This window comes from Microcoleus sp. F4-D5 (assembly GCF_036704885.1).
Classification (GTDB): domain Bacteria; phylum Cyanobacteriota; class Cyanobacteriia; order Cyanobacteriales; family Microcoleaceae; genus Microcoleus.
This window is the reverse complement of sequence record NZ_JAUBSX010000097.1, coordinates 1-24,211: the sequence shown is the minus strand read 5'-3', so window position 1 is coordinate 24,211 and position 24,211 is coordinate 1. Positions and strand designations below refer to the sequence as shown.

21 protein-coding genes and 3 pseudogenes are annotated in these 24,211 nt (G+C 45.5%); 9 read left to right on the top strand and 15 right to left on the bottom strand.

Features of this window, described 5'->3' with window-relative positions:
- Positions 1-413 precede the first annotated feature (413 nt).
- Positions 414-1,625 (bottom strand): ISAzo13 family transposase, encoded by a 1,212-nt coding sequence (locus tag QUA80_RS29320; RefSeq protein WP_333428484.1) that lies wholly within the window; start codon positions 1,623-1,625, stop codon positions 414-416.
- 174 nt (positions 1,626-1,799) lie between these two features.
- Between QUA80_RS29320 and QUA80_RS29315 the strand changes: the two genes are divergently transcribed.
- Positions 1,800-1,943 carry a hypothetical protein gene (locus QUA80_RS29315; protein WP_333428483.1) on the top strand — a complete coding sequence of 48 codons (144 nt, stop codon included), beginning with the start codon at positions 1,800-1,802 and terminating at the stop codon, positions 1,941-1,943.
- A gap of 48 nt (positions 1,944-1,991) precedes the next feature.
- Here QUA80_RS29315 and QUA80_RS29310 read toward each other — a convergent pair.
- From QUA80_RS29310 to QUA80_RS29300, 3 genes and pseudogenes are all read right to left on the bottom strand, one after another.
- Positions 1,992-2,120 (bottom strand): annotated as a pseudogene (locus QUA80_RS29310) (PD-(D/E)XK nuclease family transposase); the annotation flags it as partial.
- Positions 2,121-2,182: 62 nt separating this feature from the next.
- The gene (locus tag QUA80_RS29305) at positions 2,183-3,766 is read right to left on the bottom strand and encodes a chloride channel protein (RefSeq protein ID WP_333428482.1); all 1,584 of its coding nucleotides are present in this window, start codon (positions 3,764-3,766) and stop codon (positions 2,183-2,185) included.
- 309 nt (positions 3,767-4,075) lie between these two features.
- Positions 4,076-5,614 carry a hypothetical protein gene (locus QUA80_RS29300; protein ID WP_333428481.1) on the bottom strand — a complete coding sequence of 513 codons (1,539 nt, stop codon included), beginning with the start codon at positions 5,612-5,614 and terminating at the stop codon, positions 4,076-4,078.
- A 73-nt stretch (positions 5,615-5,687) separates the two neighbouring features.
- Here QUA80_RS29300 and QUA80_RS29295 point away from each other — a divergent pair, with 73 nt between their 5' ends.
- Entirely contained in the window at positions 5,688-6,302 is a 615-nt protein-coding gene (locus QUA80_RS29295; protein ID WP_333428480.1) for a pentapeptide repeat-containing protein, read from the top strand.
- An 18-nt stretch (positions 6,303-6,320) separates the two neighbouring features.
- On the opposite strand, the gene QUA80_RS29290 is transcribed toward QUA80_RS29295, so the two are convergent.
- Together QUA80_RS29290 and QUA80_RS29285 are read right to left on the bottom strand one after the other, a co-directional pair.
- Positions 6,321-6,836 (bottom strand): isoprenylcysteine carboxylmethyltransferase family protein, encoded by a 516-nt coding sequence (locus QUA80_RS29290; protein ID WP_333428479.1) that lies wholly within the window; start codon positions 6,834-6,836, stop codon positions 6,321-6,323.
- 108 nt (positions 6,837-6,944) lie between these two features.
- A complete protein-coding gene (locus QUA80_RS29285) occupies positions 6,945-7,889 on the bottom strand; it encodes an aldo/keto reductase (RefSeq protein WP_333428478.1) in 945 nt (314 codons plus the stop codon).
- Between the two features lie 141 nt (positions 7,890-8,030).
- On the opposite strand from QUA80_RS29285, the gene QUA80_RS29280 reads away from it, so the two are divergent.
- Complete coding sequence (locus QUA80_RS29280; RefSeq protein WP_333428477.1) at positions 8,031-9,464, top strand: BCD family MFS transporter; 1,434 nt, start codon at positions 8,031-8,033, stop codon at positions 9,462-9,464.
- Between the two features lie 94 nt (positions 9,465-9,558).
- The gene (locus tag QUA80_RS29275) at positions 9,559-10,389 is read left to right on the top strand and encodes an inositol monophosphatase family protein (protein WP_333428476.1); all 831 of its coding nucleotides are present in this window, start codon (positions 9,559-9,561) and stop codon (positions 10,387-10,389) included.
- A gap of 124 nt (positions 10,390-10,513) precedes the next feature.
- On the opposite strand, the gene QUA80_RS29270 is transcribed toward QUA80_RS29275, so the two are convergent.
- From QUA80_RS29270 to QUA80_RS29260, 3 genes are all read right to left on the bottom strand, one after another.
- Complete coding sequence (locus QUA80_RS29270) at positions 10,514-11,095, bottom strand: NAD(P)H-dependent oxidoreductase (protein WP_333428475.1); 582 nt, start codon at positions 11,093-11,095, stop codon at positions 10,514-10,516.
- Between the two features lie 561 nt (positions 11,096-11,656).
- Entirely contained in the window at positions 11,657-12,538 is an 882-nt protein-coding gene (locus QUA80_RS29265; RefSeq protein WP_333428474.1) for a ChaN family lipoprotein, read from the bottom strand.
- A gap of 632 nt (positions 12,539-13,170) precedes the next feature.
- On the bottom strand, positions 13,171-13,326 hold the full coding sequence (locus tag QUA80_RS29260; RefSeq protein ID WP_333428473.1) for a hypothetical protein: 156 nt from the start codon (positions 13,324-13,326) through the stop codon (positions 13,171-13,173).
- 26 nt (positions 13,327-13,352) lie between these two features.
- Between QUA80_RS29260 and QUA80_RS29255 the strand changes: the two genes are divergently transcribed.
- From QUA80_RS29255 to QUA80_RS29245, 3 genes are read left to right on the top strand one after another with little or no spacing between them, the layout of a single operon-like run.
- Positions 13,353-13,646: a hypothetical protein gene (locus QUA80_RS29255; protein WP_333239336.1), complete on the top strand. Its 294-nt coding sequence runs from the start codon at positions 13,353-13,355 to the stop codon at positions 13,644-13,646.
- A complete protein-coding gene (locus QUA80_RS29250) occupies positions 13,633-14,226 on the top strand; it encodes a hypothetical protein (RefSeq protein ID WP_333428472.1) in 594 nt (197 codons plus the stop codon). Before QUA80_RS29255 ends, QUA80_RS29250 begins: the two co-directional genes overlap by 14 nt.
- A complete protein-coding gene (locus tag QUA80_RS29245; protein ID WP_333428485.1) occupies positions 14,227-14,766 on the top strand; it encodes a DUF6745 domain-containing protein in 540 nt (179 codons plus the stop codon).
- 599 nt (positions 14,767-15,365) lie between these two features.
- On the opposite strand, the gene QUA80_RS29240 is transcribed toward QUA80_RS29245, so the two are convergent.
- From QUA80_RS29240 to QUA80_RS29215, 6 genes and pseudogenes are all read right to left on the bottom strand, one after another.
- Positions 15,366-16,211, bottom strand: coding sequence for a nitrate ABC transporter ATP-binding protein (locus QUA80_RS29240; protein WP_333428471.1), 846 nt, complete (start codon positions 16,209-16,211; stop codon positions 15,366-15,368).
- A 185-nt stretch (positions 16,212-16,396) separates the two neighbouring features.
- The gene (locus QUA80_RS29235) at positions 16,397-18,397 is read right to left on the bottom strand and encodes a nitrate ABC transporter ATP-binding protein (RefSeq protein WP_333428470.1); all 2,001 of its coding nucleotides are present in this window, start codon (positions 18,395-18,397) and stop codon (positions 16,397-16,399) included.
- Positions 18,398-18,753: 356 nt separating this feature from the next.
- Positions 18,754-19,599: a nitrate ABC transporter permease gene (gene ntrB, locus QUA80_RS29230; RefSeq protein WP_333428469.1), complete on the bottom strand. Its 846-nt coding sequence runs from the start codon at positions 19,597-19,599 to the stop codon at positions 18,754-18,756.
- A 64-nt stretch (positions 19,600-19,663) separates the two neighbouring features.
- Positions 19,664-21,049 carry a CmpA/NrtA family ABC transporter substrate-binding protein gene (locus tag QUA80_RS29225; protein ID WP_333428468.1) on the bottom strand — a complete coding sequence of 462 codons (1,386 nt, stop codon included), beginning with the start codon at positions 21,047-21,049 and terminating at the stop codon, positions 19,664-19,666.
- 567 nt (positions 21,050-21,616) lie between these two features.
- Positions 21,617-21,763, bottom strand: a complete 147-nt coding sequence (locus QUA80_RS29220) for a hypothetical protein (protein WP_333428467.1) — start codon at positions 21,761-21,763, stop codon at positions 21,617-21,619.
- Positions 21,764-21,822: 59 nt separating this feature from the next.
- Positions 21,823-22,936 (bottom strand): annotated as a pseudogene (locus QUA80_RS29215) (IS630 family transposase).
- A gap of 270 nt (positions 22,937-23,206) precedes the next feature.
- On the opposite strand from QUA80_RS29215, the gene QUA80_RS29210 reads away from it, so the two are divergent.
- A complete protein-coding gene (locus QUA80_RS29210; protein ID WP_333428466.1) occupies positions 23,207-23,605 on the top strand; it encodes a DUF6444 domain-containing protein in 399 nt (132 codons plus the stop codon).
- 261 nt (positions 23,606-23,866) lie between these two features.
- Positions 23,867-24,211, top strand: a pseudogene (locus QUA80_RS29205) (transposase); the annotation flags it as partial.

The window sequence follows — 24,211 nt, the reverse complement described above, 5'->3', positions numbered from 1 at the left end:
TGCTGGGACATCTTTAGATGAACTTATCTGTGCCTACTGCGCTCAATAGTGTCTCTTTTTTATTTGAAATGACTATAATATAGGAGTTTTTGATTCCCTTTTAAAGCTAAAATGTAATCTCCTTTTTTCTTGATAATCAGAGATGTTATGTCTTTTTGACAGCCCATAGCATCTATCGTTAGGAATGACGATTTAATAACTTCAGCATTAAGTTCTCTTAAAAGTTCCAAACTGGTTCCCCCGGTTGGTGGATGGTTAATAAATGCCATTCCTCGAGAAAACTGGCATTTATTAACCAACCGTCTGATTAAAACAATCGGCTTTTTCGAGGGAAATTGCCCTCATATTATTGTCAGATTTTTTGCGTGTTTTTTTGCTAAACTTCAGGAATAACAATTGAATAACGGAAGCTCTTACTGAATAGTTGGAACTGCGCGATAATTCCATTTAGATAGATAGTCATCAAAAATAATTGTCATTGTTTCTTTAAATCCCTTGGCTACTTTTCGACCCGTTTGATAAATTTTATCGATGACATTAACTACCACTGAAAGCCCGGTTTTTGTTTGAGTCTTCTCCATAAGTTGTTTGACTAGAGCGAGACTGGTAAAAATTACTCCTTGACAGGCTCTCGTTACGTGAGGAAACAAGCGATGCTCGCTCGGATTGTACTTCGATGTATAGGGAGGATAATGCGCTATTCTAATTTCTATTCCTAGTTCGTCAACTAATTTTTGTAAATCCGATTTAAAGATATGATGGCGGGAATTATTACTGCCACCACCCTCGCATTTTATTAAAATTGAATTGGCTTTTGGGTAGATAAATTGTCCGTAATTCACCCACCATACTTTGAGTGAATCACAGGCAAATTCACTCGTGTCTTTACTGACGCCTAAGTTTAAATATCCTCGATTGTTTTGCAGGTCGTAAATTCCATGAGGTACTACTTTTCCGTCAGCTAAGCTCCAAAAATCATGGTCAAATGTTGTAATGGTTTCGGTAGTATATAGACTTCCAGAACGATATAAGTTGCCAATAAATTCCTTTTTTTTAGTATCCATACTAACAATAGGATTTCCTTGTAATTCATACTCTGCCGTAATTCTGTCAATGTTTTCAAATTGTTCGTTCCGATTTTTTGTCACTCCCGTTGTTTGTTTTTTTTGAGCTTGGCGTTTCACATATCCATGTTTTTTTAAGAGTTTTTTAACCACGGTTGTACTGACTATTATTCCCTGAGCTTTCAGACCGTCAACTATTTGTTGTTGAGTTAGATTAGTCCATTTAATTCGCTCGGACATTGGGCTCCCGGCTGTGCGATCGTTTAAAACCTTTAAAAAACTTTCATTTAAATTAGGTATCTGAGAATCCCGAGTTTTTCTTCCTCCCCCCACTCGGCGAATTCTCTGTTCATTAAAAAACATCGGGTCGGATTCAGTTTGTAGCTCCTTAATTCCCTTGGCTATGGTATTTCTATCTATTTTCAAAACATCAGCTATATAGTTAATTCCACCACGACCGAGCTTAAGGGCTTCGACCGCTGCATATTTGCGCCGATCTTTTTCGGATAAGGATTGGTGAACTTTTCGCATATTCGCAATAATTTCCTCAGAATAATACATATTTTTTGATGTTTAAGTTTAATTAAATTCCCGAGTTTTACCGATACAGCTAGCAGCTTTTTGGGATAATATTTGGCAATTATTTTTCCGAGACAGCTCCGATTTACTTATTTATCTGTAAGATATTCAAGATATTACAAAAATAAATGAGCGAGCGCTTTTAGGTATACCATAATGGAATTATACCAAAAAAATTTGACAAGAAACTTGGAAAGCCTGGGCGATCGAGAAAGCCTGTACCCCCGCTCGGACGGTTGGTTGATGAGTGGCTGTCCTCGATCGGACAGCCACTCATCAACCAACCGAGAAGAAGGTTGAGAACTTTTTGGAGAGGCTTATTGCTGAAGTTATTAACTCGTCATTCCTTAAGTCTTGAATTGTGGGATTGCTTGCATAAATTAAGGCGTTGAGAAAGCTAATTAGAATCTCTTTGCTTTCTGAGGAACCGAAGATTTTTTTGAAGGCGTAATCGGTTTTTGGGTTGATAAATATCATAGTTGTCAGATTTAGCTTTGAGGTTATAGGTTGTGTGACGAAGCAACGGGATCTGAGCTGGGTCAAACTGCTGATTTTGTTTCAGGTAACGGTTTGACATTTTCCGGCAAATGTGCATTAGCGCTCGCGAGCACAGGCTCATCGTCCCTGTGTTCGTCATCAAGGGGAATTTGGCAAGAAATCAGTTCTGTGACGATGCGATCGCCCAGAACATCTTCCCAATCTTGCAACTGTTCTCTGGCTTTGATCGGTGTATTGAGAGCCACGTCTACGCCCATTTGCTGAAGGTTGAGGCTGTGGGCTGTCGATCGGCGGTTGACACACTCCACCAGCCAAACGCTCAATCCGACTGCTGCCATCAAAGGCAAGACAATCCGGTAATCGCGGGTTAATTCAAACATCAATAGGATGGCTGTCAGCGGTGCTCTGGCGCTGCCGGCGAGGACGGCGGCCATTCCCACCATTGCGTAGGCGGCAGGGCCGGCGACTCGATCGCTCATTGCCGGCAGCATTTCCAAAAACAGGCCGTAAGCCGAACCCAGGGAAGCTCCCAAAAACATCGCCGGAGCGAATATACCGCCCACTAAACCGCTGCCGAGGCTGATTGCTGTCATCGCCAGTTTGACAAACAGCAGCTGCAGCAGCAAAGGCAAGGAAAATTTAACATCTTGGAGCATGGCTTGGATTGTTTCGTAGCCGACACCCAAAATTTGAGGAAATTGCAGGGCGACTAAGCCGACGCAGGCCCCGCCGATGATGGGCTGAAGCGGCCGGGGCAGTCGTCCGAGCCAAGCAAATCCTCGGATTTTGCCTTGAAAACAGCGATCTGCCAATTGAATTGCTTCTTTGTAGGTTAGGGAGACTCCGCTCGCCAAAAGTCCCAATCCCATGTACAGAGGAAGTTCTAGGGGGCTGCGGACATCGTAAACCGGCAAAGCAAACGCCGGCTGAGCTCCCAAGCAGATTTGAGCGATCAGCGCCGAAACTACGGCCGAGAGCAAGACAACGCTGACTGACGAAGTGGCGAAGGTGCTGCCGAGCACGACTTCTAAGGCAAAGAAGACTCCGGCGATGGGAGAGTTAAACCCAGCGGATAAACCTGCTGCTGCTCCCGCCCCGAGGAGCAAGCGCTGCCGTTCTGGGGAGAGCTGCAAGACTTGAGCCAGCAGCATTCCGAAGTTGGCACCGATTTCGACGCTGGGGGCTTCCGGGCCGAGGGAGGCACCGGTGCCGAGGGAAACTGAGGCTGCCATCATTTTGGTGATGGGCTTGAGAGGAGAGAGTTCTTGCAGGCCGCGGGTGGCTGCAATTAAGGAAGACATATTCGGGCCAAAGTCCCGAAACCGCCACCGCATCAGCCCGATGACGACTCCGCCGAGGGTGGGAATGCAGGCTAGCGTCCAAGAGCCTTTGGAGGCGATCGCCCCCATAAAGTCTTCCAGCATCAAGCTGTGAATCAAGTTGATGAGATAGTGAAAGGTGACGACGCCTGCGCCCGTAACTCCCCCGATGACTAGGGAGAGGATGAGCAGGAGGGTTTCTGGGCTCGGGTGCAGGCGGTTGAATAGCGGGCTTAGGCGGGAGGCTTGGGGAGTTGCTGCGGTTGGCCCGGGTGGCGGCAGATCCACAGGAGGGGTGACTCTCATTTAGCGGTTAATTCTTCTGTGAGAAGTTAGATAAATATTACATTTTATTTCTTTTTTTAATTTTGAGTGATTTTACGGGAATTGACAAGTTAATTAAGGCGTATTTTAGGGTAGATTTTTTTTGCCCGGTGCTGGGGTGGAATGACCAATTCAGAGAGTCAGCAGATTTGGCGTAATTGTATTCTGAGTTACATTCAAACTTAGATAGACTTTTGCGATAATGCTAATTAAGTATATTTACAGTGTTGGCGCTTAGGGCGATCGCATCAGTGAACTGTTAATATCATATAACTCAGTGAAAAACAACATTCAGATTAAATAATTGGAGATTTGAGATTTTACCTTAAAACCACAAATCTCCAATCTCCAATCTCCAATCTCCAATCTCCAATCTCCAATCGATCGCGCACAAGATCGCATCGGTTGTTGACTGGGCGGGATTCTTGGTCTGGGTTTGGCGATCGGCATTAGCGGATCGCCGATGGTGGCGACTTTCCAGGGAGGGGATTCTAACTGGCGTGCTGCGATTAAAAAGGGTGCGCGTCGCTTCAGGCGATCGACCATTAATTTAGGTGGAATAAATGCAGATAAAAGCGGTTCATTGACGCTGCCAATATATGCGTAAGCACCATTTTCTAGCCACCTTCCGGCAACGGTGTTTTTGTCATCTGGCGCTGCTGCTGACCAACTGTGGATCATGTGGATTGCTGCGGGAAATTGAAGTTTGGGTATGTCCTCGACAGAAGCGTCGCCGTTGCCGACTTGGAATGATTTTGGATAGCCTTTGGAATTCATTAATATTAAGTCAAATGTCCACGGTTTTGAGGCTAAACTCCGCCACTTTTCCAAGCTAGATTCTGGTTGCTGCACTATTTCGACATTAACATCTATGGTTTTTAGTCCGCTAGCGGCGGCCTCCATTTCATATTTTCCCCAATTTCCTTCCTTGGGGTAACTGTCATAAAGCATGGCGGTTTCGGTATCGAGAAATAAGGCGCACATGGCTTGATAGATCGATCGCACTTCGGAGCCGTAAATCCAGCCGACAGCCCCCCAACGTTCGCCGTTCGGGTGTCGTCCCAAACCGTCGGTAACAGCTAATTGTTCGTCTTTGTTTTGAGGGGATTGATATTTTACGCCTAGTTGGCGTACAATAGTTATTGTGTCGATCGCGTCTCCGAGTTGAGAGTAAAAATATCCCGTTGATTCGACGGCTTTTGTAACTGCTGTTTGCAGAGTTTTCCACTGTGTGTTATTGAGGGTATCGTTGGGTTTGCCGAAGTTGCCTTCTAGAAATACTAAAGGTTCGCCGTGAGCGGCTGCTAAGGCAACTGCTGCTGAGCGTGCCGGGTCGTTTTCTGATGTGATTACTACTCCTGGGGGTTCCCAGCCGAGTTGCTTCCATTTTGCTTTTAAGGTTTGAGTATTGGTGGCATTCCAGGCCGCTGCTGCGCTGTTGAGCATTAATTGTTGGAGTTTTTGATTTTTTGGCAGTTGCTGTTTGATGCTTGGCAAACGGACTATTTCTTCGGGTTGAAAGCGCTGCAAAAACATGGGCGCATATTTTTTATCTTCGATGAGAATAGGCCAGTTGCATTTGAGATTCCATTTTTGGATTGCTGCTAAGAATGTGGCTTCGTCGGGTACTAAGACTACGCGGTTGACTGTTGGTATATTTTCGCGGACGATGGCCGATCGGAGGCCTGTTTGAATTGGCCAGGGTTCTTGTTTGGCTGAGGCGGGAAGTTGAAAGGGTTTTTTGAAAAGGCGATCGCACCCGATACCGATTGTTGCTATGATGGAGATAAGAGCTATCGCGAGTAATTTAAATTTTAACTGTTTTTTCATAGGGGTCGGAGAAGGAAGGAACTAGGTTATAAATACGAACAATAATCGAAATATTTTTAGGGGCTGCAAGCGGATGTTTCGGGGCGCGGGACAAAGGAAAATTGTAAGTGCGATCGGGCTGGCAACTTTTAGTATTTTTGCCTTAACAGCTACAGGTTTGATAATTTTTGCAGCCAACATTTCCTCAGTTAAGCATGGAGTCCGACATTTGCTTGTAGCGAGAGAATGTCTGGACTGCAATCTCTCAGGCGCTAATTTGAGCGAAGTTTTTCTGGAAGGCGTCAATTTAGAAAAAGCCAACCTGAAAGATGCCAATTTGTGGAGTGCCAATCTGGTAAATGCTAATTTAAAACAAGCAAATTTGCGGGGAGTATACCTGCTAAGCGCCAATTTGGTAGGGGCGAATTTAGAGGGTAGCAATCTAGAAAATGCCTTTCTAGAGGATGCTTATTTGGGAGCTAGTAACTTGAAAAATGCCAATTTAAAAGGTGCTTTCATGAAAGGGACTTTTATGGTTAAGGCTAACTTGGAGGGTGCTAATTTGGAGGGTGCGAATCTGTGGATGGCAAACCTGGAAGAGGCTAATTTAAAGGGTGCTAATTTGAGGAACGCTTTGCTGCTTAGTAGCAAGTTGGCAGGAGCGAATTTAAAAGGGGCGATTATGCCTGACGGGACAAAGCATGAATAATTTTCTGCTTTATTCCTGTTAATAGATGCCGGGAATTATTTTTTTTACTCGCTGGCTGTATTTTTCATAGTCTGGATATTTTTCGGTTAACCAGGTTTCTTCTCGGTTGGCTTTGATGTCGAAAAATATTATTAATATTGCGCTGGCTATTAAGTGGGATATGCTCATTTGAAAAAGTGTCCAGCCGAGGGCGGCTAAAATTAAGCCGCTGTATAATGGATGCCGCACTATTCCGTAAATGCCTGTTTGGACTAATTCTCCGTTTTCTATAGGATACGGTAAAGGTGTGAGGTTTTTTCCTAAGTCTATCAATCCTTTGATGATGAAAATTAATCCGCTTAAGCCTAGAAGACCGGCTAGAAACCAGGTAATATAAAGCAATTGAGTTGATTGCATTTTTAATCCTGGCAGTTGATAAACTGGTAAGATTACAAATCCTGTGAGCAATGCTCCTTGAAGCAAAACTAAATATTCGCCGCGGCTGTTGTTGCGCCAGCCTTCGCGGGTGAAGCCCCAGTCAGTTAAGATTTTCATAATTGAAGGAAGAAGGAAGAAGGAAGAAGGAAGAAGGAAGTGAACTGTAGGTTGGGTAGACCGAAGTAAAACCCAACCTACGGCGAACACTGTCAACAATTAACAAATTTATTCTCGCCAGGGACGAGTCATTAATTCTAGTTGGTTGACTTCATCTTGGCTCAAATTCCAACCTAAAGCGCCTGCATTTTCTTGGGCTTGTTTGGCGGTTTTGGCGCCGGGAATTGGGATGACTCCGTTTTGGCATATCAACCAGTTTAGGGCAACTTGAGCGGGGGTGCGATCGCGTTTTTTGCCCATTTTCCGCAGGGTGGACATGACTAATTCGATTTTTTCGAGGCCGTTTTTGCTGAAGCGGGAGTCCATTTTGCGGGCTCCTGTAGGTTGTTCTTGGGCTGTGTATTTGTCGGTCAGCAATCCTTGGGCTAAGGGGCTGTAAGCTAAAATTTTGACTCCCAATTCGCGGGCTGCACTAACAATTCCTTGTTTTTCTACTTGCCGCGACAGCAAGGAGTACCGGACTTGATTTGTTGCTAGGGGAACGCCTCTGGCTGCTAGTATTTTGTGGGCTTGGCGCATCTGTTCTACTGAATAGTTGCTGACTCCTACTGCTTGAATTCTGCCTTGTTTTACTTCGTCGGCTAAGGCGTTCATCAGGGTTTCTTGACTGAGTAAAAAAGTGAACGGCCAGTGTACTTGGTAGAGGGTTATTTGTTCTACTTGCAAGCGTTTTAAGCTGGCACTCAAAGCGTCGGAAACAGATTTTCCTGTAATCCGCCAAGGTACGGGACCGAATTTGGTGGCTATTTGCACGGATTGGCTGGTTTTTTTGATAAACTGTCCCAGCAATTCTTCTGACAAGCCGTTACCGTAGACTTCGGCTGTGTCGAAAAAGTTGACTCCGCTGTCTAGGGATGTTTTGAATGCTGCTTCGACTTCGGCGGCGCCGTAGTTGCTGCCGTAGTTCCAAAATAGTTTGTCGCCCCAAGCCCAAGTTCCGACGCACAGGGGAATGACGGCTGGGCCATTTTTTCCTAGGGTAATGGTTGTCACGGTTGGTAAATCCACAATTCTCTATTGTCTATTATTTTTCTATAAATAGTCGCGATCGAGCTTCTAGCCGGGGGAGGAAACGCGGCTGGTGGCGATATCTCAGTTACTATAAATGCTGATGCTGTGTTTATTTGAATAGTTATGTCGATCGACCGTTTTCCAGATTCAAGATTAACAGATTCCGCGACTCCTGCTATCAAGAGAGTTTCCCTCGCGACTATGTTCCGGTTGGGTTTGTTTCAGATGGGATTGGGCATGATGTCGATTTTGACGCTGGGGGTGCTCAATCGCGTGATGATTAAGGAGTTGGCGATTCCGGCTACTGTGGTGGCGGGTACGCTGGCGATGCACCAGTTTGTCGCGCCGGCTAGGGTGTGGTTCGGGCAAATGTCTGATGCAAAGCCTTTGTTTGGCCATCACCGCACGGGTTACGTGTGGGTAGGAAGCGTTTTGTTTGTGATTTCTGCTTTTTTGGCGGTGCAGGTGATGTGGGGCTTGGGCGGCAGTTTGGAGGCTGTGGGGTGGACGACTCCTACTTACGGTTGGGTGGGTTTGTTGGGTTTGATTTTTGCGCTTTACGGTATTGCTATTTGTTCGAGTTCGACTCCTTTTGCTGCTTTGTTGGTGGATGTTTCGGATGAGGAGGACCGATCGAAGTTGGTGGGTGTGGTGTGGTCGATGCTGATGGTTGGTATTATTATCGGGGCGATTGTTAGCAGCGGTTTGCTGAAGCAAATTGATGGCGATGTGTCGCGGGAAGTGTTGCAGGGTTCGATTAACGGTTTGTTTGTGAAGGTGCCGGCGCTGGTTTTGCTGTTGGTGGGGATTTCGACTTTTGGGGTTGAGAAAAAGTATTCGCGGTACGGGGTGCGATCGAGCGCAGTGAATCGAGAAGATAAAATTACTCTGGGAAGTGCGCTGCGGATTTTGACTGCTAGCCGCCAAACTGGTTTGTTTTTTACTTTCCTGCTGATTATGACAATTTGCTTGTTTATGCAGGATGCGGTTTTGGAACCTTACGGCGGGGAAATTTTTAAGATGCCGATTTCGGAAACTACGCGGTTGAATGCTATTTACGGTACTGGTACTCTGATCGGTTTGAGTACAACTGGTTTTTTCATTGTACCGCGCATCGGCAAGCAAAATACAATTAGGTTGGGCTGTTTGTCGGTGGCGGCTTGTTTGGGTTTGATTATTTTATCTGGATTTACGGGTAATCCAATTGTGTTTAAGTCGGCTTTAATGTTGTTTGGTTTAGCTTCGGGTATTGCGACGACTGGTGCATTGAGTTTGATGTTGGATTTGACTGCTGCAGAAACTGCTGGGACTTTTATTGGTGCTTGGGGTTTGTCGCAGGCGATGGCGCGGGGTGTGGCGACGGTTAGCGGCGGTGCTATTTTGGATTTTGGCAGGAGTTTGTTTGGGGTGCCGATGTTGGCTTACGGGTTGGTGTTTGCTGTGCCGGCGGCGGGTATGATTCTGGCTGTTTGGCTGTTGAGTAGGGTGGATGTTCGGGAGTTTCAGGATAATGCTAAAAGTGCGATCGCCACTATTCTTGAAAATGAATTAGACTGATATGTTGTCAGGAAAGCAGGTGTCAGTTGTCAGTTGGGCTGTGTCATTTGTTAGTTCCAATAATCAATAACGAATAACGAATAACGAATAACTAATGACTAATTTTTGGGATTCTATTTTAAGTTTTGCACGGGTTACTGTCGAGAGAGTCGGACAGCAGTTGTTGCAAGATTTCGGTTCCGTGCAAGCGGATGAGAAGGATGACGGGAGTTTGGTAACGAAATCCGATAATTGGGCTGATGCGGAAATTAGAAGTGCGATCGCCTCTACTTTTCCCACTCACGGAATTTTAAGTGAGGAAGGCGAACAGGTTTTCCCCGATACTGAATGGTGTTGGGTTGTCGATCCTTTGGATGCTACAACTAATTTTGCTAGGGGAATTCCGATTTGGGGTATTTCTTTGGGTTTGTTGTATCGCGGAACTCCGGTTTTTGGCTGCGTGCATTTGCCGCCAATTAATCAGTCTTTTCACGGTTTTTATGCACCTGATTTGGCGGGCGGCTTGTTTGACAATATGCCTCAAGGTGCGTTTTTAAACGGGCAGCCAATTCGTCCGAGTGCCGATCGAATCAGCGGGAATCATTTTTTTAATTTGTGTTCCCGGAGTGTGGGAATGGGGCCCGATCTTCCGAGTAAAGTTCGGATGTTGGGTATGGCTAGTTACAATTTTTTGACTGTGGCTTCGGGTGCGGTGTTGGGAGGGGTGGAAGCAACTCCGAAAATTTGGGATATTGCGGGGAGTTGGGTAATTCTGAAGGCGGCGGGTGCGGTTTGGCTGCCGCTGGAGTCCCAGGCTATTTTTCCGCTGGAAGTGGGGAAGAATTACGGGAGGGTTTCTTATCCTACTTTGGTGGTGAACCGGCAGGAGTTGGTGTCGGTGTTTTTGCCGTTTGTGGAGGCTTGGAAGAAGAAAAAAATGGGGTGATTTGCGATCGCACCTGAATTTGTTTTAAACCAAAATGCTCATGCAACTTTTGATAGTTGCATGATTGGAGGCGATCGCAAATTTGTATGATATTTACCCTAGACTCGGGCTGTAGCTAATGGCTTCACGCGCTTAATTTTACTAAAATTCCAGCCAGCTTAGCACCGAGATGCTCTACAGCCTCTTGTTGCTTGGAATCTTTCAGTGTCCCGTCAGGATTAAATGCCTCAAAGGCTTTGGAAATCGCTTTTTGATCGGGAATCACCATCACGTTAATATTCTCCAAAAGCGATCGCAAATTAGCCAGCCCCCGCAAACCTCCCAAACCTCCGGGAGAAGCGCTCATAATTGCTGCTACTTTACCGTTGAAAGCTACCAGCCCCGGTTCCCCAGGCTGCGGGCGAGAGGCCCAGTCGATCGCATTTTTCAAAACTGCGGTAATTGAACTGTTGTATTCCGGGGAAGCTATCAAAAGTCCCTGATGGGCTATCATCAACTCCTTGAATTTGCGAGCATTTTCGGGAAGTCCTTCATTTGCTTCCAAATCTTCGTCGAACAGCGGCATGGGCAAATCTCGCAAATCTACATAGGTTACTTCTGTCCCTGCTAATCTAGCGCCTGTCGCAGCTATTTTTACCAGCATTTTGTTGTAGGATGCTTGGCGGGTACTTCCGGCAAATGCGAGAATTTTTGGTGTATTTGTCACGGGTAGTTCTTGATAGTTTGGCAAGGTGAGCTTGACATTTTCTGCGCTTAGTTTAGCATTCCAAGCGAGCGCTGTCTCCCTTCCTTGGATATATCAGTTAAACAAATTATTTTTTACAAATAAAAATGAATGGTCAATTAAATGATTTGGTTGACTGAAAAACTTATCAAAATAATTCTTAATAAACCGTCTCAGGTTTTTGATAAAAAGACCCGGCAGGCGTGACGGAGGAGTATCCCGCGCCTGCCGCGCGGTTTGTTGCAAATATAACCGACCGATGACCGATGACTCAAGTATGCCTGCTCTAATCTATTTCTGGTAATCTGCGATCGGGTGGTTTTCTTTTAGGTCGATCGGGCTATTGAATTTTAGCCGATCGGGTGATGCGGTTTTAGTACCATTTGTGGTTGCTTGCCAACTAGCTATCAATTGTTAACAAAACTTACGCGCGGTCTACCAAAAACCCGGTTTATGAGTACATATCTAGCGGTAAAACCTCATATTTGGGCGAGAAACCGGGTTTCTTACCCTGCTGAGGTCATATTGTCAATTTTTGCTCGCCTATTCTGAATGCTTCCAAACAAAGTCAGCAATTGGTTTATCTGCGGACAAAGGAGGATTGTCAGTGGAATCAAATAAGACAGATCGCACTTTGACATTCCCGACTCCCAAACGCCTCTCGACGCGGCTGGGAATGCCGTAACCGTAAATAATGTGCCCTTTTCCCGCCAACACGACAACTTGATAGTCGGGGTTGGCTTTGACAAATTCAGCTATTTTTTCAGCCATAGTTTCGTCCCACAAAACTTGGGCTTGCAAAAATCTTTCAAAAGCCTTACTATTTCCCTGTTCTGCCTTTTGGTGTTGCTGGTAAACTTCTAGCAGCAGTTGCCGGTATTCGGCGTTGTCGGTGCGAATTTCGGATATTGGCGGAATGTGCTTTTTTTCCTCTGCTGTCAGGCTTTCTAAACCTTGAGAGGCAACTTTTCTCGTTACTTCGGACGGTGTATTTAAGGCGATGACTGGTAGTTGATTTTCTTTGGAAAACCGCAAAATGGGGGCGTAATATTCCCAGGGAAAACGCCACCTGCGCTCGTACTCTGTTTGCTCGACTAATTGCTCTTCTGTGAGTTTACCTGCTAAGTAGTTGTCGATCGCGCTTTGAAAGGGACGCTGAAACATTTCTAGGGCGATCGCAATTTTCCGATTTTGCCGCTGCATTTCTCGGATAATCGCCAGTTGAGCTTGGTGGTCTTCCGCGCTATCGTGGGTTTCTCCCAGATACACGACTTTTGCCTTTACCAACTGTTGCAGAATCTCTTGGTTAGTGTAAGTTTGCGGAGGTTGAGGGTTCGCCGTCGTTGAAGCAGCCGCTGCACTGCTGCACAGCATAAAGATGCTGAGTGATAAGGCGCACATTTTGATGAGTTTGGTTGTTTTCATGCACACATTATGCCTGTTTGTCGCAACAGCAAGCACAGCCGAACTCTACTGTTTTGGCTGAGCAGCTAGAAAGCTCTATGCTTGATTTAACTTCATAATTATCCGCCCTTACTTCTAAAAATGTAAAGTTTAGTTGCAGGTACTTGTGCTTCTAGAAGAAGGTGCTAAATTAATAATATGAAGCGAACAAAAAGCTTCTCTGACAGATACCACATCAAAATCCCACAGCGAAGTTCACAATAAAATCTAAGGAGTAAAACGCTGTTTAATCTCAAATCTGTCTCATTAAAAACCAATAACAGCACCCACCAACAAAGCTGATACTTCCTCAACTAATTAGAGGGGAGCAATGCAAGTGAATCTCAGGATATATTGCAACTCCGAATCGAAGTTGAAAAAAGAGGAAATCACTCGGTACATATGGCTGGGTGCTGTTGTTGTTGAAAGAGATTTTCGGTTTGTGATGTTTTTTTCTGTAAAGGCAGAGCCTCTATATATCCGTTACCGGGCAGAGCCTGATAACGAGCAAACCCACTCCTATAAGGACCGGGTTTCACCAACAACTTTTAATTGACATCGACAATATCTATAAACCTGCCCTTGATAGGCGACTTTCTCGAAACTCGCGTCTATTATAGCATTCCTGTTTCCGACGATCGCACTTTCACGCTCCAAGATAACGCCTGTAAGTGCAGCCAAGAGTTATGGAGTTTGGTTTGTGGCTCTTGACAAGCGTGTATTACATTTGTAGCATAGAGTGGCGGTAGGAAAGCTCGATCGACCGACACTAGCAAACAATATTTAGAAAAAACCTATGCAGCCCATCCGACAAGGGGACGTAATTCTCACCCCCGTACAGCAAATCGAAGGAGAAAAAAAACCTCACCTAACTCTTGCCGAAGGTGAAGTCACCGGACATTCTCACCAGATTATTGAAGGACAAGCTGAACTGTACGAAAAAGACGGCACTCTGTACTTGCGGGTGCTTTCTCCGACAGCTTTATTGAGTCACGAAGAACACCGTGCGATCGCAATTCCCGAAGGTAATTGGATGGTGCGAATTCAGCGCGAATACGAACCGCAAGGCTGGCGGTATGTCGCAGACTAAGGTTAAAAAACTAACGCCAGAACAAGCAGCTTTGATTCCAGTTTATCGGGAAAAGTGGAGAGCGATCGCGCTTTCCACAGGCCCCATAAATCGCTTGCAAGCTGCGGAAACAGTTAAATCGGCTTACAGTGCGATCGGCAAAAAAGCACCAGAAATCATTTTTGTCGATCGCCCCTACGAAGCTGCCGATATAATCGTCAGTCAAATTGACCATCCGAGGAGCCTACTGCGGAGTCAATTAGAAAGCAAACTGCGCGGCGAATTTGAAAAACAACTGCGGAGTTATCTACGCAGCGAACTTGAAAGCCAACTGGAAAGACAACTGCAAAGTCAACTAGAACATCAACTTTACACTGAACTACAAAGTCAACTCTGGGGGCCGCAAGAGGAGGATTTAACTGGAAAAACATCAAACAAATTGTCACAACAATTTAGCGGTACTGGCAGAAAAATTCACTGGCTGACACTAGGAAAACAAATCGATAATTGCATTCAGCCCGAATTATTGGCTGCTTATGGAAGTTTGTTAGATTTTTGCATTTCTGTTCTAAATTTACCTCATTCCTACGGCAGAAATTAGATAGTTTTTCAATCGATTGTCCGGGATTGCGGCTTGATTTATCCCTATGACAAAGTTTGCATTGTCTGCTCCAAGCCGATCGTACTTTCCGTTGACAGCAACCACCGCTTGCACGCCGCAGGAACACCAGCGGTACGGTTTGCTGACGGTGTTTCGATTTACGCCTATCACGGCGTTATCTTGCCCGAATGGTACGGTAGGCTGCACCCGAACCAGTGGCAGTCTAAGTGGGTCTTGAAGGAAAAGAATGCGGAAGTTCGGCGGGCATTAATTCAGGGAATTACTTACGATCGCATAATTCAAGAATTAGAGGTGACAGAATTAGATAGTTGGCAGGAATACACTTTATTAAGCATCGATTTTGACGATGATTTTGATAACGAGGGTAATGCAAAGCCAGTTTATTTGTTAAAAATGACTTGTCCGAGCACGGGACACATTCACGCTTTGCGCGTGCCGCCTGATGTGCGATCGGCTCTCGAAGCAATTCGCTGGGTAAATTGGGATATTGACCCAGAGGAGTTTTCCGTGCAAAGCTGAGTAATACCAATTTAAAAAAGTCTTGCTACAATCATCAGTCTGATACCAATTGTTAAAAGTCACAGATCCCCGCGCCGGACTTAGGATCGACCGTTTTCCTACCCGCTCGTCTGTACTTCACTCAACTGAAAACCGCTATATTGACAAAAGCCTTAATCCATGAAACACCGATAAACGTTCCCGCAGTGTGCCAGTTCCAAGGGTGGAATGCACCAACCACCGATCGCCCAAAAACTGTTAATAACATGAAGAAGAAGCCCACCCTCGATCGAAGGTGAGCTCAGTTCATGCCAGCTTACCGACAGCTAGGCAATCGGGTCTCTTCGCTGGTAGACGTAAAATATCGGAAAAAGATCCGAACGTCTGAAAAAACTTATCGCCCACCATTAAGCTTCAGTTTACCCAACCGGATCGGGAAAATTGCGCCCGCAGCGCTGTTCCCCTGAAATCGGGCAACACTGGGGCTTCAACTTGTCAATAGACTTTTACGAAAAAAGTCAGTCAAGGCCAGGGAAGATGCCTAAAACCTACTTCCCACAAGAATTAAAATTGTTCGAGAAGCCTCATATTCTCCCCTTTAACTTTGATTTCCCAACCGATTAGGCATCGTGATCGTGTGCAAAGCGGCGGAACAGGAAATCTAGGGCGTAGTTCCGCAAATTGTAGTATTCCGGATCTTCCATCATTTGAACCCGATCGCGCGGACGCGGAAAAGGAATCTCCAGAACCTCGCCAATTGTCGCCGACGGGCCGTTAGTCATCATTACCAGTCGATCTGCCAAAAACAGCGCTTCGTCAATATCGTGAGTAATCATCAACACCGTACAGCGGTGATCGTTCCAGATTTTCAGCAATTCTTCCTGCAATTCTTCCTTAGTAATTGCGTCCAGAGCACCAAAAGGTTCGTCTAAAATCAGCACTTTCGGGCGAATTGCCAAAGCGCGGGCGATCGAAACCCGCTGCTTCATCCCCCCCGAAATTTGCGGCGGTCTTTTCTCAGCAGCTTCTGTCAATCCCACCATAGCCAAATGCTCTTTGACGATCGCATTTTTTTCGACCTTCGACTTATTCGGAAATACAGAATTAACCGCCAAATAAACATTTTCAAACACCGTCCGCCAAGGCAACAAAGCGTAACCCTGAAACACCACCATGCGATCGGGGCCCGGCTTCGTAATCCGCTGCCCGTTAATCGTCACGGTGCCCTGGCTGGGATGGCTAAAACCCGACACCATATTTAACAGTGTTGATTTGCCGCAGCCCGAGTGTCCGATCAGAGCAATAAACTCTCCCTCAGCTACATTCAGATTGACGTTTTCTAAAGCCCTGTAACCGTTTGGATATACTTTATAAACATTGTCCATCACCAAAAAAGGTTGGTGGCGGCCTTTTCCCCGCTGGATTTGAGTTTTGGTGTCCGTCTGGTTTTTAGTGTTGTTGAGCATGGGTTTAGGAAATTGTGAGTGGGTGATTCGCAAAGAAAGAAAGAAGGAAGAGGCAAGAGGGAAGAAGGAAGAGGGAATTACTAATTAGCAATTAGCAGTTAACAATTAGCAGTTAACAATTAACAACTAAAAACCAACAACTAACAATTAGCAATTACCCTGTTTTTATCTAACTAAAAACCGCTTTAAGCAGCTCTGCGGCCGGAATCGAGTACAACTTCCGCCATCGTGAAATCGCGTTTAATCGCCAGATTGTTGAGATAGCCGATCGGATCGTCAGCATTAAACACCGAGCCGTCAAACAAGCTGAGAGAACCGCGAGTGTAATTAATATCAGCCATCCCCAGCTCTCGCGCCGCCGTGCTGAACGCACCGACTCGCACCACTCGTTCCAGAATTTCCACCCAGTTGCGCGGGAACACGGTATCGCCCCAGCGCGCCATCTGCACCATGTGCCAGAGTTGTTCGGTGCGGCTAGGGCGATTCACCCCCTCTCCAGAAAACAAGTGGTGGGCGTATTCCCGCATCGGAGTATCGAGGTTGCAAGCAAAAGAGTTCGGGTCGCCGAGTTGGATGTAACTCTTGTCGGTGGCGACGTACTCCCTTCCCGCGACAATTTCCGAAACCTCTTGGGCGTGATTTGGATCGGCGCAATAGTGGCAAGCTTCGAGCAAAGCTTTGACTAGAGCAATGTGAGTGTTGGGATAAGCATTTGCCCAGTCTTCCCGAACTCCGAGAATTTTCGCGGGGTGTCCGGGCCACAGTTCCAAATCTGTCGCCACCGTAAAGCCGACTCCTTCCATTGAGGCCCGCAAGTTCCAAGGTTCGCCGACGCAGAAACCGTCAATAGTGCCGCCCTGCAAGTCAACGATCATCTGAGCCGGTGGGATATTTTTCAGCAACACATCGCGATCCGGGTCAATGCCGCCGGAAGCCAGCCAGTAACGCAGCAACAGGTTGTGCATCGAAGAAGGGTGAACGATGCCCATACGGTGCGTTTGCGCGGGCGTTCTCTGGAGCATTTTTTTAAAGTCTGCCAGAGTGTAGATCCCTTGGTCGTAAAAGCGCCTCGCGAGGGTAATTCCGTTGCCGTTGCGGCTCATGGTGAGGGCTGTAACTGTCGGAATCGGCTTCTCTTGGTGGCCCCCCAAGCTCAACCACACCGCCATCCCAGAGGGCATTTGAGCTGCGTCTAAGTAACCTGCGGCGATGCCGTCTACGATGCCGCGCCAGCTTGTTTCCCGCACGAGGTGGACTTCATCGAGGCCGTGCTTGGCAAAAAAGCCTTTTTCTTTGGCGACAGCGAGGGGAGCACAGGCTGCCAGGGGAATAAAGCCGAGTTCGAGGTTGACTTTTTCCAGGCCGTGGCGGGCGATCGCGGGTACTTTCCGCGCCCGCAGTTTTTTGACGCGCTTCTGCTGGTTGAGGAAGTAAATCATTTCGCTACGTAGAGCGTAGTAGCTGGGGTGCGAGACTACTTCCATCCGTTTGCGGGGGCGGGGGATGTCTACTTCGAGAATGCCGCCAATCTTCGATTCTGGGCCGTTGGTGAGCATGACGATGCGATCGCTCAGCAACACTGCCTCATCCACATCGTGCGTTACCATCAGGGCGCTGATTTCGTACTCTTGGCAAATTTCCATCAACTTTTCTTGCAAGTTGCCGCGAGTCAAAGCATCCAAAGCGCCGAAGGGTTCGTCTAAGAGTAACAGTTTGGGGCGCAGGGCCAGAGCACGGGCGATCGCCACGCGCTGTTTTTGTCCGCCCGAAAGCAGTGCGGGTTGTTTTTCGGCGTGGGGAGTTAAGCCCACCATATCGATGTGTTTTTGAATGATTTCGAGGCGTTCGGCTTTGGGTAAGCCGCTCATTACCGAGTCTACGGCTAGGGTAATGTTTTCTCTGACCGTCCGCCAAGGTAGCAGGGAATAGTTTTGGAATACTACCATGCGATCGGGGCCGGGCTGGGTGATTCTTTGCCCTTCAATTGTCACCAATCCGGATGTCGGCATATCCAAACCTGCCACCATATTGAGCAGCGTAGATTTGCCGCAGCCGGAGTGTCCTATTAATGAGATAAATTCGCCTTTTTTAATTTCCAGATCGATGCCTTTGAGAGCAATGTATGTGCCACCGTCTGATAAATTAAAAACTTTTTCGAGTTGTTCTACTGCAATCAAAACAGACATGATTTTCTTGCCTTTTTTGTAGGTTTGTTGTTTCGCTAGATATTGATTCTTGACTGTTGACTGTTCGCGGTTAACTGTTGACTGTTCGCGGTTGACTGTTGACTGTTCGGGGTTAACTGTTGACTGTTAGGGGTTGACTGTTGACTGTTCGGGGTTGATATACAACAGCTAACAGTTAATACATTACTGGATGGCTACAACTGGTTTTTAAACTTATCAAAATACTTTGTTTAATCCCTCAACAATAGTTTAAAAAACAGGTTTATGAGCCTCGGAGTTCGTAATTATCGTAACAGTCAACCGTCATTCGTAATTCCTGTAACAGTCAACAGTCAACCGTTAACCTATCGAATTAGCTACTTTCCTTGAGGGGGAGCAATCTTTTGCTGCAACCAAGCCATCAGCCGATCGAGCAACAAACCAACAGCCCCAATGTAGAACACCGCTAACAGAATTTCGCTGATGTAGTTTTGCTGGTAAGCATTCCAAATAAAGAAGCCGATACCCGTAATCCCAGACATCACAATTTCTGCAGCAATAATCGCCAGCCAAGCCAAACCGATCGCAATTCTCAATCCTGTGAAGATATAAGGAAGCGCCGACGGAAACAAGATGTTGATGTAATATTCTCGACGAGAAAGTTGCAGCACTTTCGCCACGTTGTTGTAATCGTCGGGAATTTGGCGAACACCTTCAGCCGTGTTGATTAAAATCGGCCAAACTGAAGTGATAAAAATCACGAACAAAGCAGCAGGTTCGTTTTGTTGCAGTGCAGCCAGGGCGATCGGCACCCAAGCCAAAGGCGCCACCATCCGCAAAAACTGGAAAATCGGATCTAAAGCCTTGTTCAAGAAGGGATTCGTACCTACAACAACTCCCAGGCTAATTCCCACAGCAGCCGCGAGAGTGTAGCCTTTTGCCACCCGTTCCAAACTAGCCAAAGTCTGCCAAAATAAGCCGACTCCGTAGGTTTTGGAGTTCATGAAAGGATACATCAACAGTATCCGCGTCCGTTCGTCAGTCCAAACGCTGAGGGGTCCGGGCAATTTGATAATTCCCAAACTCGACAGGAACTGCCAAACTAACAGAAATCCAATTACTCCCAAAATTGGCGGCAAGATATTTGAGGAATTCTTCTTCCAAAATTCGCCAAATGCTCCTTGGACATCGACTCCGCCTCTCCGATTTGTGCTGACAGCCATCTTGATAATCTCCTATGTTTCTTCTGTTTTTTTCGAGACTAAATTATGCGAAGCTAAAACCCCATCACACTTTTTTAATTGCCAAACTCTTGAGGTAAGCTTCTGGATTTTGCGGGTTAAATTCTTTGCCATCAAAGAACTTCTCAATGCCGCGAGACGTACTTTTCGGAATGTCAGCATCAGCAACTCCGGCTAATTTAGCTGCTTTCTTCCAGATATCTTCTCGGTTGACTTTATCGATGATGGTCTTAGAATCTGCCAAGGTTGTTGCCGGCAGGAAACCCCAGCGCACGCTTTCCGTTAAGAACCACAAATCGTGACTCTTGTAGGGATAGGAAACGTTGCCGATCGCGTCTTTCCAGTACAGGGGACTACTGTTGAAGTCGTTGATGTCTGGTTTGCCGTCGCCCATGACATACTTGCCTTCATAAGGAGGCGTCAAAACTGTGGGAGATACGTCAAAGAAATTTCTTCCAGAAACAATGGCGACTAATTCGGCTCGATTTTCGGGCTTGTCGCACCACTGCTGTGCCTCAATTAGTCCTGCGAGTAAGGCTTCGGTGGCTTTGGGGTGTTGGTCTACCCAGTCGCTGCGAATTGCTAGATATTCCTCTGGATGTGCTTTCCAGATTTCGGAAGTGAGGGCGGACATGAAGCCGATGTTTTCTTTGACAATCCGCAGCGGCCAGGGGTCGCCGGTGCTGAAACCGTCCATGCTTCCGGTTTTCATGTTGGCCACGGTTTGGGCGGCCGGTACTGTTAGCAGTTCGACATCTGTATCGGGATTGATGCCGTTAGCTGCCAGCCAGTAGCGAATCCACAAGTCTTGGTTGACTTTGGGGAAGGTGTAGGCTGCTTTGAAGGGAGTACCTGCTTGTTTGAGGCCTTTGATGTAGTCTTGGGCCGATCGATCTAGTTTGAGCCCGATGCCTTTACCTTGGTGTTTGGCCGCGATCGCAATTCCATTTCCATGGGTGTTCAACTGGGCTAGAACATACATCGGGATTTGGACGCTGTTTTTGGTAATCAGGCCTTTACTAATTAGATAAGGCATCGGCATTTGCCACTGGCCGCCGTCAATGCCGCCGCCTGCAGATCCGATTTCTACGTTATCTCTTGCCGAACCCCAGTTTGCTTGCTTGGCAATTGTAACTTCGGTCATGCCGTATTTGGCAAAAAAGCCTTTTTCTTGGGCAATGATTAAAGGTGCTGCTTCGACGATCGGGATGTATCCCAATGTGATTTTAGTGCTTTCAATTCCTTCGACTCTTTTCTCGTTGGCAACAGCCACTACTGAGGTAGCTGCTGGTATTGCGCCGCCAGCACCGGCAGTTGCACCGGGTTCTGGGGGATTTCCCAAACAGCCTTTGAGCAGTATTGAACCCAGGGCAGATGCACCTGCTGTGACGATAAATTTACGCCTGGAAAATTGATCGGAAAATCTTGTCATAGCCTAGCCTCGCTGCAATTCATAATCTTCTGTAACGACATCACTGAAGTTTATCAAGGCGCTTTTTTTCGGTTCGCTAATCGAATGCGAGCGAACTGTTTTGAGCGGTGGTTTGCAGGAGGTAGCAAAAGATTTATGGCTGGCATAAGTCTTTAAACTATCCCTGCTGATTTGAATGTTTTGATTGATTAATATCGATATTTCGATCGACCGAGTTGTGTGAACTCACTTTTTGCGAGCCACACGTTTCCTTGACTTGATAATTAACTTTACCGTACTCTTCCGGAAATTATAAAACAATTATTAAATTTGAATGATAAGTAAATCTTTTCGGATGACCTTATCGATAAGGAAGCATTGGGAAGGGCGATCGGGTTGTCTTATCAAAACTGGTTCAAAGCAAGACTTGCAGGGTAAGGGTTGTAGGGAATGGCGATCGGGAGACCTTCAAATCTATTGTCAATAAGCGTCAAACATCTGAGCCACCGTACATTTAGTTTGTTAATATATGTCTGCTTTTTTAAGGTGGCGGTTAATTGTAGCCTACAATACAGAAATATTTTTTTGTTACGGTATTGCAGTTGCTTGAATTTCTAACCATGCTGCTTCACTTTCAATTAAACCGCTCGGATTGGGAGGATTGCGTTCCATATCAATACTTGCTAAATCCTCAATAAAAATATCGTAAATTTCTTGAGGTATCCTAGAATTCAAAGAAAGCCAATCTTTTTCAATTCGTTGTTTTATTTATATTTTGCTAAGCTGTTCGACATCTAAACTGCATTAACTAAGTTACCTTTGTTTTTGATCTTTCGGTTCCATTTCATAATTAATTCTCCTTCATTTAAAAGTTTATGTAACAGTAATTCTAGTTTTTCAATGGATTCAAATAATCTATTAGCAACATATTCCTTTGCGGAATGCCATACTAATTCAACTAGGTTATAGTCAGGGCTATACTTGGGCAAAAACTCTATGATTAGATTCGGCATCTCTGACGCTATTTTCTGCAAAGTCTCTGCTTTTTTATGAAAACTAGCGTTGTCCAAAATTATCACAAACTTACAGCCCTTATCTTTAAAGTCTTCTGCTAAATTTCCTTGCAATATCCACTCGGATTTTAAATCTTCATAAAAAGTTTTCAGCACAGCATAAAAATTAGCAGAATTACCAGATGTCATAAAATCTACCCATCTTTTTTTGTCGGAGTATCTCACTCCACCCATAACATTAATACGACCTTTTCGTCGGTCTCCTCTTTTATTACTTCGAGTCCCCTTTTTACACCAGTTTTTCCTTCTAATTACTCTTAAGCTAAATCCACTTTCGTCCCAAAACCACACCTGCAATAGGTTTGGAGATTGTTTTTCTATTTTTAAATACTCATCTAATTTATCTTTAAATAAACCCCTTTCTACGGCATCTTGCTTATCCTTTAAGCTGTATTTAGCCCAAAGGTAAACATACTTTTTTGATTTTAAGATTCTCCTTACTTGGGTACTACTCAGCTCAATTCCTGTCTTCTCTTTTAAATGTATGGCAAGTCTAGCTGTTGTCCATCTCCCGAATTCATAGCCATATTTCTCAGGTTCTACTTCAATTGTCTCTAGAAGTAAATCAATGTATTCTTCTGTAGCTTTTCGGTAGTTACCCTTCATCCTATCATCTTTAAAACTCTCTAATCGATCCGGATCACCATGAATACTCCAATAAGCTACTTTTCTGAGAGAACATCCAATTACTTCAGCAGTTTGAGCTTGTGTATTTCCGTTATTTAGTAACAAAAAAATTAAGGCTATGAAGCCGAATGTCTGGATGATCATGCTCTTTTAATACTTGTTGAATAGTTTCCTTTGTTTCGGAACTTAGAAAATTTTTAGCAGGCATTCACTTTTTCTGAATATCATTATGTTATATTATACCAATATGCGTTTTAAATGCACAACAGCTTACACTCTTTTAAGGTATATGAAAAAAATCTACGTTATTTGTACTAAATCCCACAGCTTTTAACATTTCTCTATATTCAGCAGGCGAATAAAACTGATAACTAAGATTATTTAATTCTTTCCATTTACTCTGCAAAAGTAATTCTTGCGTAAGGATTCAGGTAAAAATAGTTCCGCAGAGAGCCGAACAATATGGTAATGTAGTCAGATGAGCGAAAAGTCAGAGTTATCAGCAGCACTAAAATTAAAAATGGTTGACCAGTTAAGTCGTGAGGAGCTGGTCAAAATTGTGCTCGCCCAACAGAAGCTGATTGAAAAATTACAACTCCAGCTCGAAAAGCTCCAAGAGAGACAGCCCAGCAATAGCAAAACATCATCGAAACCCCCATCAAGCGATCTGATACAGAAATCAGAGACAGCCGCTTTTGACAACTCAAAAGAGTCAGAGTCCCAACCAAAACGCAAAGCAGGAGGACAGCTGGGACATATCGGCAAAACCCGAAAAGGGTTTGGGCGAGTAGATAGATATCAAATCAGCACTCCTGAATCTTGTGAGCATTGTGGTAGTAGAGAATTAAGCGATCCGATTGGTTATAGCAAGCAGTAAGTAGCCTGTCTAGCAGCCTTACCAATTGAAGTGGTGGAATATCAACGAGTCAAATGTCAATGTCATGAATGTGGAGCAATGGTAATCGGTGTACCAGCACCCGGAATAGTTCCAGGACAAGACTTAATTCGGGCTTGCTGAATAAGAGCGAAAAGGAGACACCAGAGGGATTGCGTCGCAGAAAAACCTGTGGAAGTGTAAGGTGGTGGTGTAAAATGACCGAGAAACCTTGCATCACCATCAGGGAGTAGGTCACAAACTATGTACCGACCCGCCTCCAACACGACTCCCCAGCAGGGAGAGTTTAAGCTTCCGTTTGAGGGAAAATTATCAGCCCAGAATCGATGGGTAATTCTGGCAGAGCTAATACCGTGGTCAGAATTTGAAGGAGAATACGCAGAGCTATTTTCAGCGGACATGGGAGCCCCAGCCAAAAGCTTTAGAATGGCATTGGCAGCATTAATCATCAAAGAAAAATTAGGAATCAGCTCCGCGTGAAACAGTAGAACAAATTAAAGAAAACCCATATTTACAGTATTTTATTGGTCTGGAAGAATATAGAGAAGAGGCCCCATTCGAGGCATCAATGCTAGTCCACTTCCGGCA